This window comes from Kitasatospora sp. NPDC001132 (assembly GCF_053598415.1).
Window position 1 is genome coordinate 124,759 of sequence record NZ_JBSFKF010000013.1, and the last position, 15,144, is coordinate 139,902.

13 protein-coding genes and 1 pseudogene are annotated in these 15,144 nt (G+C 68.5%); 5 read left to right on the forward strand and 9 right to left on the reverse strand.

Going from position 1 to position 15,144, the window contains the following annotated elements:
* Window positions 1-76 precede the first annotated feature (76 nt).
* Entirely contained in the window at window positions 77-1,084 is a 1,008-nt protein-coding gene (locus ACWDBE_RS19745) for an ATP-binding protein (protein WP_449808650.1), read from the reverse strand.
* 214 nt (window positions 1,085-1,298) lie between these two features.
* On the opposite strand from ACWDBE_RS19745, the gene ACWDBE_RS19750 reads away from it, so the two are divergent.
* Window positions 1,299-2,189 carry an oxidoreductase gene (locus ACWDBE_RS19750; RefSeq protein ID WP_449788441.1) on the forward strand — a complete coding sequence of 297 codons (891 nt, stop codon included), beginning with the start codon at window positions 1,299-1,301 and terminating at the stop codon, window positions 2,187-2,189.
* A gap of 425 nt (window positions 2,190-2,614) precedes the next feature.
* On the opposite strand, the gene ACWDBE_RS19755 is transcribed toward ACWDBE_RS19750, so the two are convergent.
* On the reverse strand, window positions 2,615-3,529 hold the full coding sequence (locus tag ACWDBE_RS19755) for an HAD family hydrolase (protein WP_449788440.1): 915 nt from the start codon (window positions 3,527-3,529) through the stop codon (window positions 2,615-2,617).
* A 722-nt stretch (window positions 3,530-4,251) separates the two neighbouring features.
* Between ACWDBE_RS19755 and ssd the strand changes: the two genes are divergently transcribed.
* On the forward strand, window positions 4,252-5,376 hold the full coding sequence (gene ssd / locus ACWDBE_RS19760) for a septum site-determining protein Ssd (protein ID WP_449788439.1): 1,125 nt from the start codon (window positions 4,252-4,254) through the stop codon (window positions 5,374-5,376).
* Window positions 5,376-6,125: pseudogene (locus ACWDBE_RS19765) on the forward strand (ATPase, T2SS/T4P/T4SS family); the annotation flags it as partial. The gene ssd and the pseudogene ACWDBE_RS19765, both read left to right, overlap by 1 nt.
* Window positions 6,126-6,412: 287 nt before the next feature.
* Here ACWDBE_RS19765 and ACWDBE_RS19770 read toward each other — a convergent pair.
* Entirely contained in the window at window positions 6,413-6,871 is a 459-nt protein-coding gene (locus tag ACWDBE_RS19770) for a hypothetical protein (protein ID WP_449788438.1), read from the reverse strand.
* 156 nt (window positions 6,872-7,027) lie between these two features.
* On the opposite strand from ACWDBE_RS19770, the gene ACWDBE_RS19775 reads away from it, so the two are divergent.
* Window positions 7,028-7,258 (forward strand): GntR family transcriptional regulator, encoded by a 231-nt coding sequence (locus ACWDBE_RS19775; RefSeq protein WP_449788437.1) that lies wholly within the window; start codon window positions 7,028-7,030, stop codon window positions 7,256-7,258.
* A 50-nt stretch (window positions 7,259-7,308) separates the two neighbouring features.
* On the opposite strand, the gene ACWDBE_RS19780 is transcribed toward ACWDBE_RS19775, so the two are convergent.
* From ACWDBE_RS19780 to ACWDBE_RS19795, 4 genes are all read right to left on the reverse strand, one after another.
* Entirely contained in the window at window positions 7,309-7,614 is a 306-nt protein-coding gene (locus ACWDBE_RS19780) for a DUF6087 family protein (RefSeq protein WP_449788436.1), read from the reverse strand.
* 317 nt (window positions 7,615-7,931) lie between these two features.
* Window positions 7,932-8,801, reverse strand: coding sequence for a JmjC domain-containing protein (locus ACWDBE_RS19785; protein ID WP_449788435.1), 870 nt, complete (start codon window positions 8,799-8,801; stop codon window positions 7,932-7,934).
* 85 nt (window positions 8,802-8,886) lie between these two features.
* Window positions 8,887-9,126 carry a hypothetical protein gene (locus ACWDBE_RS19790; RefSeq protein ID WP_449788434.1) on the reverse strand — a complete coding sequence of 80 codons (240 nt, stop codon included), beginning with the start codon at window positions 9,124-9,126 and terminating at the stop codon, window positions 8,887-8,889.
* A gap of 367 nt (window positions 9,127-9,493) precedes the next feature.
* Window positions 9,494-9,700, reverse strand: a complete 207-nt coding sequence (locus ACWDBE_RS19795) for a hypothetical protein (protein ID WP_449788433.1) — start codon at window positions 9,698-9,700, stop codon at window positions 9,494-9,496.
* Window positions 9,701-9,853: 153 nt separating this feature from the next.
* Here ACWDBE_RS19795 and ACWDBE_RS19800 point away from each other — a divergent pair, with 153 nt between their 5' ends.
* The gene (locus ACWDBE_RS19800) at window positions 9,854-10,582 is read left to right on the forward strand and encodes a GntR family transcriptional regulator (RefSeq protein WP_449788432.1); all 729 of its coding nucleotides are present in this window, start codon (window positions 9,854-9,856) and stop codon (window positions 10,580-10,582) included.
* Window positions 10,583-11,259: 677 nt separating this feature from the next.
* On the opposite strand, the gene ACWDBE_RS19805 is transcribed toward ACWDBE_RS19800, so the two are convergent.
* Window positions 11,260-12,894 carry an HK97 family phage prohead protease gene (locus ACWDBE_RS19805; protein WP_449788431.1) on the reverse strand — a complete coding sequence of 545 codons (1,635 nt, stop codon included), beginning with the start codon at window positions 12,892-12,894 and terminating at the stop codon, window positions 11,260-11,262.
* Window positions 12,895-13,460: 566 nt separating this feature from the next.
* Complete coding sequence (locus ACWDBE_RS19810; protein ID WP_449788430.1) at window positions 13,461-15,098, reverse strand: recombinase family protein; 1,638 nt, start codon at window positions 15,096-15,098, stop codon at window positions 13,461-13,463.
* Between the last annotated feature and the right edge of the window lie 46 nt (window positions 15,099-15,144).

Genomic DNA, 15,144 nt, shown 5'->3' on the forward strand with positions numbered 1-15,144 from the left:
CGCCCGGGCACGAGGAACGGGCCGCGGCCTCCCCGGGGTGGGGAGGCCGCGGCCCGTTCGACTGCGGCGGTGCCGGTCAGACGTGGGCGCCCGCCGGGGCCGTGTGCTCGCCGTCGTCCGCGAGCCCGCCCAGGACGAAGTCCTCGTCCACCTGGGTCGCGAGGTCGATGCCGACCTTGGAGTTGGCCCAACTCTCCGCGTTGCGGCGGTGGAAGAGCACCGCCTGCTCGGTGTAGCGGCGGGCGTCCCGCCGTCCGTACGCCGCGTCGGCCTCGATCCGCAGCTCCTCCAGCACCGTCCGGTTGGCCGGCTCCAGGGACTTCAGCGGCGGTTCGGCACCCTGCTCCAGGCGGCGCACCCAGTCCGACTGCCCGAAGGTGGTGAGCAGGTCGTCGCCGACCTCGCGGCGCAGGAAGGCCAGGTCGTCCGGGCCCTGCACCTTGTTGCCGACGACCTTCAGTCGCACGCCGAAGTCGCGGGCGTAGTCCCTGTACTGGCGGTAGACGGAGACGCCCTTGCGGGTCGGCTCGGCCACCAGGAAGGTCAGGTCGAAGCGGGTGAACAGGCCGGAGGCGAAGGAGTCCGAGCCCGCCGTCATGTCGGTCACCAGGTACTCGCCCGGGCCGTCCAGCAGGTGGTTGAGCAGCAGCTCCACCGCGCCGACCTTGGAGTGGTAGCAGGCCACCCCGAGGTCCTCCACGGTGAACGCGCCGGTGGCCAGCAGTCGGACCGAGCCCTCGTCCAGCGCGATCGGGCGGGCGCAGGAGGCGTAGACCGGATTCTCCTCGACGATCCGCAGCAGTCGCGAACCGCGGCCGGGCGGCGTGGTTTTGATCATCTCGTCGGAGGAGCGGATCAGCGGGTTGCTGCCGCGCAGGTACTCCTTGATCTCCGGCAGGCGGCTGCCCAGCGAGGGCAGTTCTGCGGCCTGGTCGTCCGTCAGGCCGAGGGCCGGGCCCAGGTGCTGGTTGATGTCGGCGTCCACGGCGATGACCGGTCGGCCCATGGCCGCCAGGTGGCGGATGAACAGTGCGGACAGCGTGGTCTTCCCGCTGCCGCCCTTGCCGACGAAGGCGATTTTCATCTGGGGACTCCGGCTCTCACTCAGGGCCCTCGGGGTGGGCCGCCTGCCCAGGGCGCGCGACGCGCTCCCCAGTTGGAAATCGTTATCGTCTCCGATAGTGGTCATGCTAGCCGGGGTTTGGGTTTCGCCGGGGGCGGGAAGTGAGGATTGCCTCTAACGGGTGATGCGGGGTTGCTGTTCCGGGAGGGGCGGCCCGTTCATTACTCTCGGGTAGGTGAGCACTGGAACTGATCCCCTCGCCCCGCTGGCCCAGCTCCCCGGGGTGCCCGACGCGGTGGCCGAGGTGCGCAAGGCCGTCGACCGGCTCTACGGCCACCGGGTGATGCGCCGCCGCGCGGCCGAGGTCACCTCCGAGTCCGCGCTGCGCGGAGCCCGCGCGTCGGCGGCCCTGGCCGGGGCCGACTGGCCGCTGGAGGAGGTCCGCCGCCGCAGCGACTTCGGCGCGGACCCCGAAGCCCGGACGGTCGGCGCGGCCCTGCGGATCGCCGCCGAGGCCGGCCAGCTGCTCAGCATCTGGCGGCACTCGCCGCTCCAGGTGCTGGCCCGGCTGCACCTGCTCGCGGTCGGTGACGGCGATCCGGCCGCCGGTCGTCCGCGGCGGGCCGGGGAGGGCGCAGAGGAGCTGTTCCCGCTGGCACTGGAGCCGGTGGAGAGCGTCGAGGTCGACGCCGCGGACGGGCCGTTGCCCGCGCTGCCGCCGGCGCCCGGTGCGGAGGAGGTCGCGGCCCGGCTCGACCAGCTCTCCCGACTGCTGGTGGCGCGCGCGGAGGGCCAGGGCGTGGGCACGCCGGCCCTCGTCGTGGCCTCGGTGGTGCACGGCGAACTGCTCGCGCTGCGGCCGTTCGGCACCCACAACGGGGTGATCGCGCGGGCCGCCCAGCGGATCGTGCTGATCGCCGAGGGGCTCGACCCGAAGTCGATCTGCCCGGCCGAGGTCGGCCTGGCGGAGCTCGGCACCGCCGCCTACCGCCGGGCCCTGGCCGGCTACCTGGCGGGCACCCCGGACGGGATGGCGGCCTGGATCGCCCACTGCGGCCGGGCGCTGCGGCTCGGCGTGCGGGAGAGCACGGCGGTCTGCGAGGCGATGCAGCGCGGGATGGTCTGAGCGGCCGGACGTGGAGCGGCGCGCACGCCCCGCAAGGGGCGTGCGGACGTCGGGAAGCGCGTGGGAACCCTGGAGGCGTGCGGGAACGAAGATGCGGCGGCACCTGATCCTGCCGGGTGCCGCCGCTGGTGCAGATACCGGGTGACCATGCATGCACCGGAAGTGCCGATCAGACGGGGATCCTGCCCGTTCGTCTGGTCCGGCGGCCCGACAGCGGGTCGGCTGCATGTGGGTGCCCGGATATCTGTACGTGCGGTCCGTGGGGCCTGAACTGCGTTGTCGGTTTGACCTCTTAGGTCCTGACCGGGTCTCGCGGGCCGTGCTTCATTTGTATCGCGTTTCGGGCGAAAGGGGAACCCGAAACGAGAAGTCTGTCCCGATTGCCCGTTTTGGCCAAGGTTTCCGGGGGTGTGGGCCCCGGCGCCTCAGGCGAGCGGGCGCCGCCGGCGGGCCAGGTACCAGATCACCCCGGCGGTCACCGCGGCCGTCCCGACCGCCACGGCGGTCAGCACCGAGCCGCTCGGAGCGGAGAACTCGGGTAGCCGCCGCCGCAGTTCCACCGGCTTGTCGAAGACCAGCACCGGCCACTCCCGGGCCTGCGCCTCCTTCCGCAGCGCGCGGTCGGGGTTGACCGCCGACGGGTGGCCGACCGCCTCCAGCAGCGGCAGGTCGGTGGAGGAGTCGCTGTACGCGTACGAGGCGGCCAGGTCGTAGCCCTCGGTCGCGGCCAACTCCCGGATGGCCGCGGCCTTGTTCTCGGCGTAGGCGTAGTACTCGATCTCGCCGGTGTAGCAGCCGTCCTCGACCTTCAACCGGGTGGCGATCACGTGGTCCGCGCCGAGCAGCCGGCCGATCGGCTCGACCACCTCGGAGCCGGAGCTGCTGACGATCACCACGTCCCGGCCGGCCGCGTGGTGCTGCTCGATCAGCGAGGCCGCCTCGTCGTAGATGATCGGGTCGATCAGGTTGTGCAGGGTCTCGGCGACGATCTCGCGGACCTGCTGGACGTTCCAGCCCCGGGTGAGCGCGGAGAGGTACTCGCGCATCTTCTCCATCTGGTCGTGGTCGGCGCCGCCGACCAGGAAGACGAACTGGGCGTACGCGCTGCGCAGTACGGCCCGACGGTTGATCAGACCGCCCTGGTAGAAGGGGCGGCTGAAGGCCAGCGCGCTCGACTTGGCGATGATGGTCTTGTCGAGGTCGAAGAAGGCCGCCGTGCGCGGCCCTCCGGGCCTCGGGCGAACGGGCGGGCGGAGCTCTTGCGGGCGGAGCTCTTCGGCGCCGGTGGTGTCGCCCTGGGACTCGTCGGCGTGGTCGTCGGCGTTCTCGGTGGTGTCCACGGGAACCGAGGATAGAGGGAGCCGCAAAACACCCCGCCATTCGGCGTACTCGCGGGCGTGCGGGTTTGTGTTTCTGGCCGCTCGGGTACACCATGGAAGTCACGGATCGTTCGCGACCGTGCTAACCCGGTCCGGCTCCTCCCCCCCGAGCCGGGCTGTGGATAGACGACCCCCGCTCTCCCCCCCGGCGGGGGTCGTCGCACGTCCGGGGCCATTTTCAGGGCCTGAACGCCTCTCGCGGCGGAGCCGCCGTCCTGGCCTCGGCGGCCTACAGGGGGTGTCGACACCTCGGCCCGCCGATCGACTTCCGTCACTCTGCGTTGCCATTCGCTCATGTTCGTCGGAGATCGAACGGCTGGTTCCGATCGGTGCCGCGAGCCCGCCCGGAGGCGGTGTCCGGAAGGCGGCGGGCGGGGGTCGGAGAGATCGGTCGAACGGGGTGCGACGGACCGCCGGTTCATCTCGGTGACCCCTTTTCGTCAATTCTTCGCCGATTAGCCCCCCGCCCGGGTGAACGATTTCATCCACAGCCCACGGGTTATCCACAGGCAATCGAATGCCGGATGACGGAATCCGGATCTCCCCCCACCGTGATGACCGGCGGCGGTCGCCGGGCAGGGCCTCACCCCTTCCTCCCTCAGAGGCCTGTCGGGCGGCCGCCCGCCGGAATCGTCCGACGTGCGTCGCCGGCCTGGTGGCAGGCGGCGCGGAGGGGAGCATCCATGTCGACGCCGATCGCCGACCACATCACCGCCGAGGGCCCCGCGGTCGCCGGGCCGCTCATCGTCACCGAGGACGAGGGCCTGGCCGAGCACCTGCTGCGGGTCTGCGCGGCGGCGGGCACCGAGCCGAGGCTGGTCCGGGGCGCCCCGCCGACGCGGGCCCTCTGGGAAGGGGCCTCGCTGGTCCTGGTCGGGGACGACCAGGCCGTCCGCTGCTCCGCGCTGGGGCGGCGCGGCGGGGTGCTGCTGCTCGGGCTGGACCTGGACGACCCCGGGGTGTGGGTCAGAGCCGTCCAACTCGGGGCCGAACACGTGCTGTTCCTGCCCGACGCGGAGGCCTGGCTGCTCGACCGGATCGCCGACGCGGCCGAAGGCGTCGGCTGCCCGGCGGTCACCGTCGCGGTGCTCGGCGGCTCGGGCGGGGCCGGGGCCTCGACCCTGGCCTGCGCGCTGGCGGTCACGGCCGCGCGGGCGGGACGGCGGACGATGCTGCTGGACGGCGATCCGCTGGGCGGGGGCCTCGACATCCTGCTCGGCGGCGAGCGGGTCAGCGGGCTGCGCTGGCCCGATCTGGCGGGCTCCCGCGGGCGGGTCAGCGGGGCCGAGCTGGCCCGGGCGCTGCCGGTGCTCAAGCGGCTCTCCGCGCTGTCCTGCCTCTCCTGGGACCGCGGCGACACCCTGACGGTGCCGCCGGAGGCCATGCGCAGCGTGCTGGCTGCCTCCAGGCGGCGCGGCGGGCTGGTGGTGGTCGACGTGCCCCGACACCTCGACGCGGCCGCGGGGCAGGCGCTGGAGCAGTCCGACCTGGCGCTCCTGGTGGTGTCGGCCGAGTTGCGCGCGGTGGCCGCTGCCGACCGCGTCGCCGCGGCGGCCCGGATGCGGCTCGGGGACGTGCGGGCCGTGGTGCGGCCGGTGCGGGCCGGCGGGCTGCCGGCCCGGCAGATCGTCCGAGGGCTGCGGTTGCCGCTGGCGGGGGAGGTGGAGCCGGAGCCGGGCCTGGCCCAGGACGTCGTGAAGGGCGTCCCGCCCGGAATCCGGGAGAGCGGCCCGCTCGCGCGCTTCTGCGCGAGCTTCCTGAACGAGGTGCTGCCGCCGGTGCCGGCGGTCGGGGGAGGTGTGTACTGATGGGCCGTCTGCGTGGAACGGTCCTCCGGGGTGGCACGCCCGGCCAGGACGGCGGTGCGCGGGAGCACCGGCCGCTGCGGAGCGTGCCGGTGCCCGGCGTGCCGCCGGAGCCCGGGCACGGGCCCTGCCCGTACGGCCGGACGGCCCGCGAGCAGCGGACGGCGGCCCTGGTGGACGCGGTCCGGCTGCGACTGGCCGAGTCGGGGGCCGCCCCGACGGTGGGCTCGGTCGCGGCAGCGCTGCGGGCCACCCGCCCGCCGCTCGGCGGGGACGAGGTCCTGGACACCGTGCGCTCGCTGCGCGCCGAACTGGTGGGTGCGGGCCCGCTGGAGCGGCTGTTGGCGGCACCCGACGTCACGGACGTCCTGGTGAACGGTCCGGAGGAGGTGTGGGTCGACCGTGGCGGCGGCCTGCAGCGAGCCACCGGTGTCCGCTTCGCCGACGCCGAGGCGGTGCGGCGGCTGGCCCACCGGCTGGCCACCGCGGCCGGCCGGCGGTTGGACGACGCCCGCCCCTGGGTGGACGCCCGGTTGCCGGACGGCACCAGGCTGCACGCGGTGCTGCCGCCGATCGCGGCCGGCTGCACGCACATCTCGCTGCGGGTCTGCCGCTCCCGGCCGTTCACGCTCGACGAGTTGGTGGCGGGCGGGTCGCTTCCACCGGAGGGTGCGGAACTGCTCGCGGGCATCGTGCGGGCCCGGCTGTCACTGCTGGTGTCCGGTGGGACTGGCTCGGGGAAGACCACGTTGCCTATGTACCGCCTCTAGAAGCTCCCGAGAGAGCCCCGCCCAGGCGAACCCGAACGGGGCTGTGACGTGCTACTTTCCGCCTACTGCCCAGCAGTCACGCGAGAAGTACCGGCGTCCGTAGGCGTCGACCCACGGACGGGTGTCGTTGGACGCGCGGGGGCGGTGTATCACCCGCACCATCGGGCGACCGCCCGTGAAGACCCGCCACCCGTTCCGTTCGCTTGCCAGCAGCCCCCGCGTGTTGCCCCGGCGAGTACCGTCCGGCAAGTCCTTCATGAACACCTTGCTCACTGGGCCACTGCCCCGGCGAGAGTGTGAGGGACACCGGTCGTGATGCTGTCGAGCCAGTGCATGGGGTCGGGCAAGTCGAGTGCAGCAGCGAACAGCGCGGCGCGGCGCCTCCGCTGGTCGTTCGCGTCCCGTGCAAGTTCGGCCACCACGATGGCTTCCCAGCGTCGTGCCATGTCGTCCGCGTGACGTCGCTGAATGACTTCCTGCTGTGCGGGGGTCATGCGCTCCCATGCGATCAGGTGCGGTCGGACGAGAGGGCCGGGGCAGTACTGCACGGTTTCGCGCAGATCGAGCAGTGAGACAGGACGGGTGGGAGCGCAGATGACGCGCTTCGGCACCGCGAGCCGGAACACCTCGGGACCGCAGATCACCAGGGTCCGGCGGCGGTGCTCTCCGCGTGCCGGCAGCAGCAAGCGCAGCACCCAGAGTGCGGCCAGGACGATAAGCTGAGTCATGTCTTAGCTCCGAGAAAGCTAGGGCCATCCCCGGGACCGTTGGCGCGGTCGCCGGGTTTTCTGTTGTGCAGACCTTACTAGGGGTCCCTACCCCTGTCTATCGCCCCCTATAGCACCCGACTCCCGTCAGCGCCCGCCGACGGTTACCTTCGTGGCATGGAGTTCGACCCGACCCGCCCCAAGTGGCGACAGATCCGCGACGAGATCGCTCGCAAGATCGAAAGCGGCGAGTATGCGCCCGGCCACCTGATTTCGGCGGTGCAACTCGAACGGGATTTCGGAGTAGCGCGTGCGACTGTTCAAAAGGTCACGGCGGCGCTCCGCGAGGATGGACTGATCCGGACTGAGACCGGGATGGGGAGCTTCGTGACAGACCGCACAAAGTAGCCCCGACCAGGCGAACCCGGACGGGGCCGGGAAGAACGCGGGTAGCGCCGTCAGTTCCTACGGTGCCGACCGCTTCCCTTCCGCAGTAGCGCAACGGGGGTGTCATCCTGCGGCGGAACGGAGTCGGCACCCCGCCGAACGATGACCGAGTACGCCTCTGAGTAGTTGGCGGCTACGCCTACCGGTTGCCACTCCGAGCCGTCCCACTCGACCACCAGACGGGGCGTGTCCTGAAAGAGAAGACCGTGCTGGGCCCCGGGGTCCAGGGCCATGGCGTCCCGGGTGCCCGGCGGTCGGTGCCGGTTGCTCCGCGCGGCGTACCAGTCGGACATGGTCTCGTCGTCGGGTTCGAGCACGGTCCTTACCTCTCCCTCGCCGTCCTTTAGAGGCTAGTGGCCAACGCCGTTCGGCGGTAAGGGCCAACCGAGTAAGGCGAACGGGGCCCGCGTCTCCAGAGCCTTGGTGTACTCGTCCCCGTCGAACTCGACGTAGTCCGTGATCGGATCTTGCGCCGCGCACAGCATCGCCAGAGCACAGCCGAGGCAGAAGTCACAGTCCGTGTCGAGGTCCCGAAGATTGGCGTAGTTCTGGCACCCGCCCCACTGGCACATCCGCCGGTGCCTGCCGCTGGTAGCCCGATCCACTCCCATCCCGACAGTCTTCCCCAACGCCCCTACTGCGGCGTCCCGTGGTAGATGGACATCCGTTGCGCGGATCGGAGCTTCATCACGAGTTCCTCCGCCGGCTGCTTGGTCGCCCACTGCACCAGCGTGGAACGAAGGCGTTCCGCGAGAGCTTCGAAGTCGCTGCCCGCAAGGTCCGGAGGCAAGGCGCCGCGCAGCTCCACCGACTCCCCACCAGCATCCAACAGCTTTTGCAGCGCCCAGTGTTCGGTGAGAAGTTGCACGCCGAACGTAATGTGGAGACTGGGTTGGTCAGGGCCGGTCCGACCCGCATGAACCCAACCGCGTGGGATGAACAGCACTTGCCCTGCCGTCAGGTTGAACTCGAAATCCGGGTCCGTCGTATCGAAGCGTTCCTTGTCCTCCGGAGCGAACCCGATCCTCGACCAGTTGTGGTGTCGGTGCTCCAGCGGGTCCACGAACGTGGGCCGAAAGAGCTGCCACCGCTTCGCGCCTTCGGTCTGGGCGATAAGAACGTGGTGGCAGTCCCAGTGCCAGCCGAATCCTTGAGCCTCACCAGCGGGGGTGAGGTAGAGATTTCCGGTGATCGGGTGGCCGAGCTGGGCGGACAGTTCCTTGCAGAACGCCACGATCGGCGGGTAGCTCTGATGCAGCCCGTTGAAGACGAGCGTGTCCGTGGGGTGGTCGGCGGATGCGCGTTCGGCAGTCAGGCCGCCGCTCCGGACCATCCCGAAACTGTAGGGGCGGACGTCCGGGTCAGCCAGGATCTCCCGCGCCGCTTGGCGAGTGGCGAGGAGTTGAAGGTCTGCAACGTCTCGGTTGAAGACCGTGGGAACCGACGGCCACGCCTTGCGGAAAACGGCCGGGTCTGTGACCAGCCTCGAAAGCGCGGTCTGCACGGCGGTGCTCCCTTCTCGTAGGGTAGGAAGGGGCGACCGCCCCACCTGAATTGGGGCGGTCGCCTCTCACTCACTTGCTGATGTGTCAGGCGCCGATCAGGTGGTCGTACTGCCCGGAGACGAAGGCGGCCTTGAGCTTCCGCAGCTCACCGGAGGTGCCGGTGATCACGGCGTTCTCGTTGTCGATGTTGGCGATGACCACCCGGCCGTTACCGGCGTCGGCGACGGCGAAGCACTGGACCTGGTCGTCCAGCTGGCTCTGCATCGCCACCGACCACTCCAGGCCGGGGTGCGACGGCGGGTTGAAGTTCAGGGACTCGCTCATGAACGTTCCTCCTTCGACTCGTGTGCACGGCAGGCGCCGTGCCGGTTTGGCAGTGCGACCGGGGACGTTCATCCCCGGGTTGTGCAACCCGTTCCCCGCCGGGATCTCTTGGCGGAGAAATCGGCCGGAACGGGAGTCGATGGGTGCTACTCGGGGGACGGCGGCAGTCTCAGGCGGCGCCGGTCGAGTTCCGCGCGAAGTCTCAGACGTCGGACGTAGGCGCGTTCGTCACGGATGATCTGGCGGCGCCGTGGGCTGAACATCGTTACGGGCCACATGAATTGGATGTGCAAGCCCCAGAGCATCCGAGCTGTGCCTACCGGGTGAGTCGCCCGGTGGAACCACAGCCGGCACCGGGAACGGGCCTTCACGCCATGACCGGGGCGGGCACGCTGGTGAGCCGCTTCCGGCCGCAGACCTGAATGCGGGACTCGTCCGGGTGCGTCAGCGCGTAGTCCGGCGGCAACAGGTAGCCGAACCGGCGACAGACGCACGACCACGTGCTGACGCCGTCCGTGCCCACGGTGCCGCTGATCGACTTGCCGCACACACACTTTCCCGCCGTGACCTGCATGCATGCTCCCTCGGGCCAAGACCGACCGCCGATCGCATGACGGCCAGTCAGTGAACTAGTCCAGAATGAAGAGTGGCCTAGTTCGGCCGCTACGGTTGCGAGTGAACTAGTCTGCTCAAACGGGGGTCGCCCACCGAGCGGAAGCGAGCGAACATGCCGAGCAAGACGCCGAAAACGTGGTCTGTGATCGCAGACCACTTCCGTCAGCGAATCCTGTCAGGGGAGCTGGAGCCGGGCGCGAAGCTGCCCAGCAACAAGGAGATCGCCGGGCGCTGGAACGTTGCCGTGGCCACGGTCAGCCGGGCACTTCAGCACCTACAGGTGGAGGGCTATCTCCGCACTTCACCGCGTGGAACATTCGTCGCGGATGATCCACGCGTGAGCGCCAGCAGTCGGGACCGTCTTGCCCGGGTGCAGAGGGTTCAGTCCAGCCTCATGGAGGGCGAGACCAGTCGCGTAACGGCTGCCGAACTCGTCATCCCGCCGCTCTACGTCGCGGATCTCTTCGACCTGGAGCACGGCGCCCAGCTGGTGCGCCGCGAGTACATCGCTGGGCGCGGCAAGTCTCGAACCCTCTTCGCGGTGTCTTGGTACCCCGCGCACTTCGCCGCGCTGGTGCCCGACTTGCTCAACACGGCTCCGGGGCGGAACGACGGAATCACGGCGCGCGTCCTCGAAGCCACTGGCCGAACCATCACAGCGGCACGCGACGACATGCACGCGCGCACGGCAGACCAGCGCGAAGCCGCCGCCTTGGCGGTACCGGTTGGCAGCTCGATCCTGGCTCTCGTCCACCGCTGGTCGGACGACGAAGGGCTGATCGAGTACACGGAGGCTTGCCTGCCTCCCCGGTTCACCATCGGCTACGAGTACACGCCGTAGGTTGACCCAGAACGCAGAAAGACCCCAGCGGGAATCCGCTGGGGTCTCTTTGCTGTTTGGGGAACCCTGCCTGCCCTGATCAGGCGGCTAAGACCGCTTACAGGTAGTCTTTCTCGCGGGCTTGACTTGCCAACTAGTCTGAGATTCAAGCAAGTTGACCCACGGGGGCGTGAAAATGGCATCACACCCAGGGTGCGTGTTTCGAGCTGGGACCGGGATCGCTGAGCGGCCAGGCCGCGAACTTCGACTGTGCTCTCCCCCCGCCCGGCAGCCGGAGCACCGGACATCAGGTGCAGATGATCACTGCGTCTGACTTCGGCGTCCGGCGCTGGTGGAGTCTCGCGCCTTCGAGCACGGGCAAGCCGTCGTTCCGGCCTGTGTCCCGCCAACACCCGAGGCACGACGCGTGGACGTTGTGACGCTCACGCCTTCCGCCGTCGCGGATCGGCTTCGTCCAGGCCAGTACGACGGCAGCCACGTGGCCTGTGCCGGTACAGCGCTGGCAGGGCACCGGCACGTTCCTGAGCCCGATCTCGGCCAGACGCGCGGCGATCTCGGTCAGCAGTGGTTCACGGTGCGGCGGTCGGCCGTGCCAGCGCCACAGGGCGGCGAGACAGGCCGCCCCCTTCCTCAGCACCCCCATACCCAGGACACCCCCCTACCTCCAGTGGTCGTGATCACTGCTGTGCCCGTGCCCGTCGCTGGCGGTCGCGGAGCCGCTGGGCGTCGTCGTCCGACAGCTTCGGCGCCGACACCGTGAAGCGCTTGCCTGGGTCGCCCTGGCGGTCGGCCATCTCCTGTGCGTGCCGCGCGGCCTGGGCGGCGAGCATCTGGGGAGAGTTCATGTCCGGCTCCGGCTGGTCAGCGAGTGCCCGAAGGTCCGGGGTCTTGTCCGGGAGCGTGGCGCTCACGATCTGCACCGACCCGGCTTCCTGCACCCAGACGCCGGCCACGCGCGCAAGGGCACGGAACAGCGCGCGGTCCTGGGCGAACGCCTCCGGCGCGGATCGTGAAACCGTGATCGAGATGCCACTGTGGAGCCCGACGAAGATCCGCGAACTGTCCGCCACCACAACGGTGTTGGCGGGAAGACGTCGCGAGACGACCGGGATCAGCCCGTAGATTCCCTCCGTCCACTGAGCGGCAGGGATCTCCGCCCGAAGCGCCTCGGCTGCCACCGGGTCGGCCCACAGGACCGTAGCTTCGGCGTCGGAGCCTTCCAGGCGCTTGATTGCGGCACTGATCTCCGCAACGGACGGAGCCGCGTGCTTGGTAACTCCCTGAAACAGAAGGCCAGTTACCCGACGGCTGTCGTTCGGATCGGCCGGTCCAGCGCCGTTGAACAGCCCGTTGTCGATCCCGCGTGCCATGGCGAGTGCAAGAGACTGGTTGATCCCGGCGACGAGATCCGGACGGGCGTCCTGAAGGACTTCGGACGACGCCTTCTCCACCGCGCCGAACTTGGCCGCCCAGCAGGTGCGGGAGGGCAGGTCCGTGCCCGGCTCCGGGATCAGGGAGTTGGCATCCACGTATCCGCCGTCGGCGGTCTTGACCGCCGGGAGCATCATCGAAGCCTCGTGCATGGTCAGCTTGTTCGAAGCCGGGATGTTCGCCAGGAAGCGAGACTTCGGGCCGATCATGTTGACCCACAGCGCGGCCGGTTCCGTGGCCGTCCACGACGCCCCATTCGGGATGGTGCGCCGGTTCACCGGTAGGAAGCCGTCCGCCGTTCGGATAGGCGCGTCGGTCATGCGGGAGTCACCCTCCATCGGATAGGCAGCGTCCAGGGAACGGGCGCTGGTGGTCGTCGTTGGGTAGGCCGGGTTGGTCACCGGGCCGAGTTCGTAGACGGTCATCGACGTGATCACGCGAACGGGAAGGCCGGTCTCGGGGTCGTCGTCGCTGGCCCGCTTCTGGCCGCCGGGGTTGACCCGGAAAGTGAACGAGCTGCCGATCACGTCGCCCCGCCGGATCAACTCGGCGACGTCTTGACCGGCCTGGGTGTTCGGGACGTCGATCTCGTAGCGAATCCCCGTCGCGTCCGCAGCAAGCCGGAGCGTTCCCGAGCTGCGCCGGCCGAGGACGTGGTCCATGTTGTGGTTGAACGTGGCCAGCACATCGCTTCGGTCCGTCGCCGGATTCCACGCGGCCGGGTCGATCCGCTCCCGGAACCCTCCGAGATCGTGACTCAGCTCGCCGAACCGAACGGCATACCCGCTGATCGTATTGACGCCTCCGGAACTCCGGATCGAGACAACGAACGGCGCCGTCCTCTTCTGGACGCCGGGATCTCGTATCAGCACAGATGGCATGGGAACCCCCTTCCTAAGGCTTCTCTCGCCCCTCTCTAGAGCGCAAGACATTCCCGCCCCTGCGTGAGCGGGTCGTCCCTCGCTTTCTCGGGGGGGACTTGAGCGCAAGAGCTTCCCGGGTGTCCAGGATGACGAACAGGTGATTTGGCGTCGTTTCCGGTTTGCTTAAGAGTTCTCTATGACGTACTGGAAAACTCGTCAAACCGTCACTACACCACCACCGGCGCTGTCCGCCCGTACTGCTGAGACTCAGGCAAGATGCGTGTATGACAGAAGTCAGGTCGGGCGGGGCTATGTGAGGGGCAGCGCGCTCAACCGCCGGCCGCTGGTCGGTCACGATGGTGGTTTGGTGTTTGGGACGTCGATCCTGACTTCCCTAAGAGTTTTCTTTAGTGTGTTGAGAAGAGGCATCAAAACGCCAAAACACCATCCTTGGCAGTCCGGGCCAGCGCTGGAGAGGCAGGCATCCCGCGCGGGCACCGCCCCAGAAGGCCGTAGATGCCCGCCTGAGGGCGTGAAGAAGCCCCGCCCGACCAACGGAGGCCAGGCGGGGCTGTAGGGGGCCGTCAGGCGGCCTGGACGCGGGCCAGAGCGGCTAGTTCCGTTGCCTCCGGGTCGTCGTGCTCACCGATTGCGAAGGACAGTCGTCCGTAATCGAATCCGGGTCCGACGGGCCTCCCCTTGACAACAACCAACCGTGCGCCCGCCTCCACCATCATGTGGCGCTTCTGGTCTTCGCCCGCCTCATGCCACAAGTCGGCATAGGTACGGCCGGTAGGGACCTGGGAAACACCCGGCGGGCGTGAAGGAAGCGCCTTCAGTCGCTTTCGTTCGCTCAGGAGAGATTCCATCATTCGCCCGTACTCGACTTCATCGTCTTCGTCATACAAGCCCGCGCTCCGGTCTCGCCGAAGTCGCGAAATGCTTTCCTTTACTCTTTCGATTTCCGTGGAGTGGTCCTCTCCGGGGTCTTCGACCTGGAGTGTGATTTGCAGATGTCCGATCCGCTTCAGGAATTCTCCTTCTGCCCATTTCTCAAGAATGTCGGCGTCCGCTTCGACGGAGTGGCCCATTCCGCGAATCTTGCATCGATAGACTCGAACATGACTTCCCGCCCATTCTTTGGCAGTGCGCCTATTGCTTCGCCTCTTCTTGCTGCTGCCATACATGGGTGCTCCGCAGATCGATCCGTCGCGATTGATTCCACCACAATAGGCGACCCGGACAAGTCGGGATTCGGCGCTGTGGATGATTGCTTCGGGGCGGGATTTGGTCTCCATGATGGCCTGGAGCTTGTACCAGTCTGAATCGCTGATAAGTGGAGGCCGGTCGATTCGAGGGTGCCCCGTGCTATCGAGGAGGGGGCGGCCTTCCCATGCCTCGAACTCCGAGCCTTTGGCCCGTCGTTCACGCTTCGCGGTGGCATCCGGGTCGTGAAGGGTGTAGCCGCGCAGATGCTCGGAACGGAGCATTGCCGAAATATGCTGATGGTCCCATTTCTTGGGCTTCTGGGGAAGCTTGCCGGTCTTTCGCATTTTCTCGCGATCGGTTGCGGTTGGGACTTTGCGGCTATCGAGGTCGTTGGCTATCGAGTAGATCGACTCTCCAGCAATTACCCGCCGAATAATCTCGCGTACGATGGGGCCCGTTTCGGGGCACTCTACGAGAACCCATCCCTTTCCTTCGGGGTTCTCTGTGACAGTCCAGCCGTATGGAATTCGCCCGCCGTGCCAGCGTCCCTGGCTTCGGAGTTCAGCCCGAGATCCAAGGACTCGTTCCCGGATCGCCTCCGCCTCCATCTGAGCCGCAAAGGCCAGAAGCATCATAATTAGCTCTGAAACGAGTGAGGTTTCCCGCATGTCGAGAACGAGCGGCGCCCCTCCCGGGCCCTCGACAAAAACGAGCAGCTTTCCGTGAAGCTTTGCCCACTCGCCCAGTGCTGCCATATCAGCCATTGACCTGACTGCGCGGTCGAGGCGCCAAAATGCAATTGCGTCATAATCGTTCGGCCGTTCCAGCCACTTGCCCAATTCCGGGCGCTTGAAGGGGCCGACCTTCGAGGCTGAGACGTCCAAATCCAACGCTTCGCCGACGACGTTCGCGCCGTTGGTGTCGCACCATCCCCGGGTCTTCTTGCGCTGCCGGGTTGGGCTGGTGGTGTTATCGGTCAGGTTCGACAGACGGATTGCGCACAGTACTCGCATGGTTGGGCTCCGCTCGATCTGTAGTCACACAGGGGGAGAGCGGGAG

Bases quoted from the DNA above. Each gene is read 5' to 3' on its own strand.
- ACWDBE_RS19745 (WP_449808650.1), bottom strand. From the start codon at position 1,084: ATGAAAATCGCCTTCGTCGGCAAGGGCGGCAGCGGGAAGACCACGCTG.
- ssd (WP_449788439.1), top strand. From the start codon at position 4,252: ATGTCGACGCCGATCGCCGACCACATCACCGCCGAGGGCCCCGCGGTC.
- ACWDBE_RS19770 (WP_449788438.1), bottom strand. From the start codon at position 6,871: ATGACTCAGCTTATCGTCCTGGCCGCACTCTGGGTGCTGCGCTTGCTG.
- ACWDBE_RS19775 (WP_449788437.1), top strand. From the start codon at position 7,028: ATGGAGTTCGACCCGACCCGCCCCAAGTGGCGACAGATCCGCGACGAG.
- ACWDBE_RS19790 (WP_449788434.1), bottom strand. From the start codon at position 9,126: ATGAGCGAGTCCCTGAACTTCAACCCGCCGTCGCACCCCGGCCTGGAG.
- ACWDBE_RS19795 (WP_449788433.1), bottom strand. From the start codon at position 9,700: ATGCAGGTCACGGCGGGAAAGTGTGTGTGCGGCAAGTCGATCAGCGGC.
- ACWDBE_RS19800 (WP_449788432.1), top strand. From the start codon at position 9,854: ATGCCGAGCAAGACGCCGAAAACGTGGTCTGTGATCGCAGACCACTTC.
- ACWDBE_RS19805 (WP_449788431.1), bottom strand. From the start codon at position 12,894: ATGCCATCTGTGCTGATACGAGATCCCGGCGTCCAGAAGAGGACGGCG.
- ACWDBE_RS19810 (WP_449788430.1), bottom strand. From the start codon at position 15,098: ATGCGAGTACTGTGCGCAATCCGTCTGTCGAACCTGACCGATAACACC.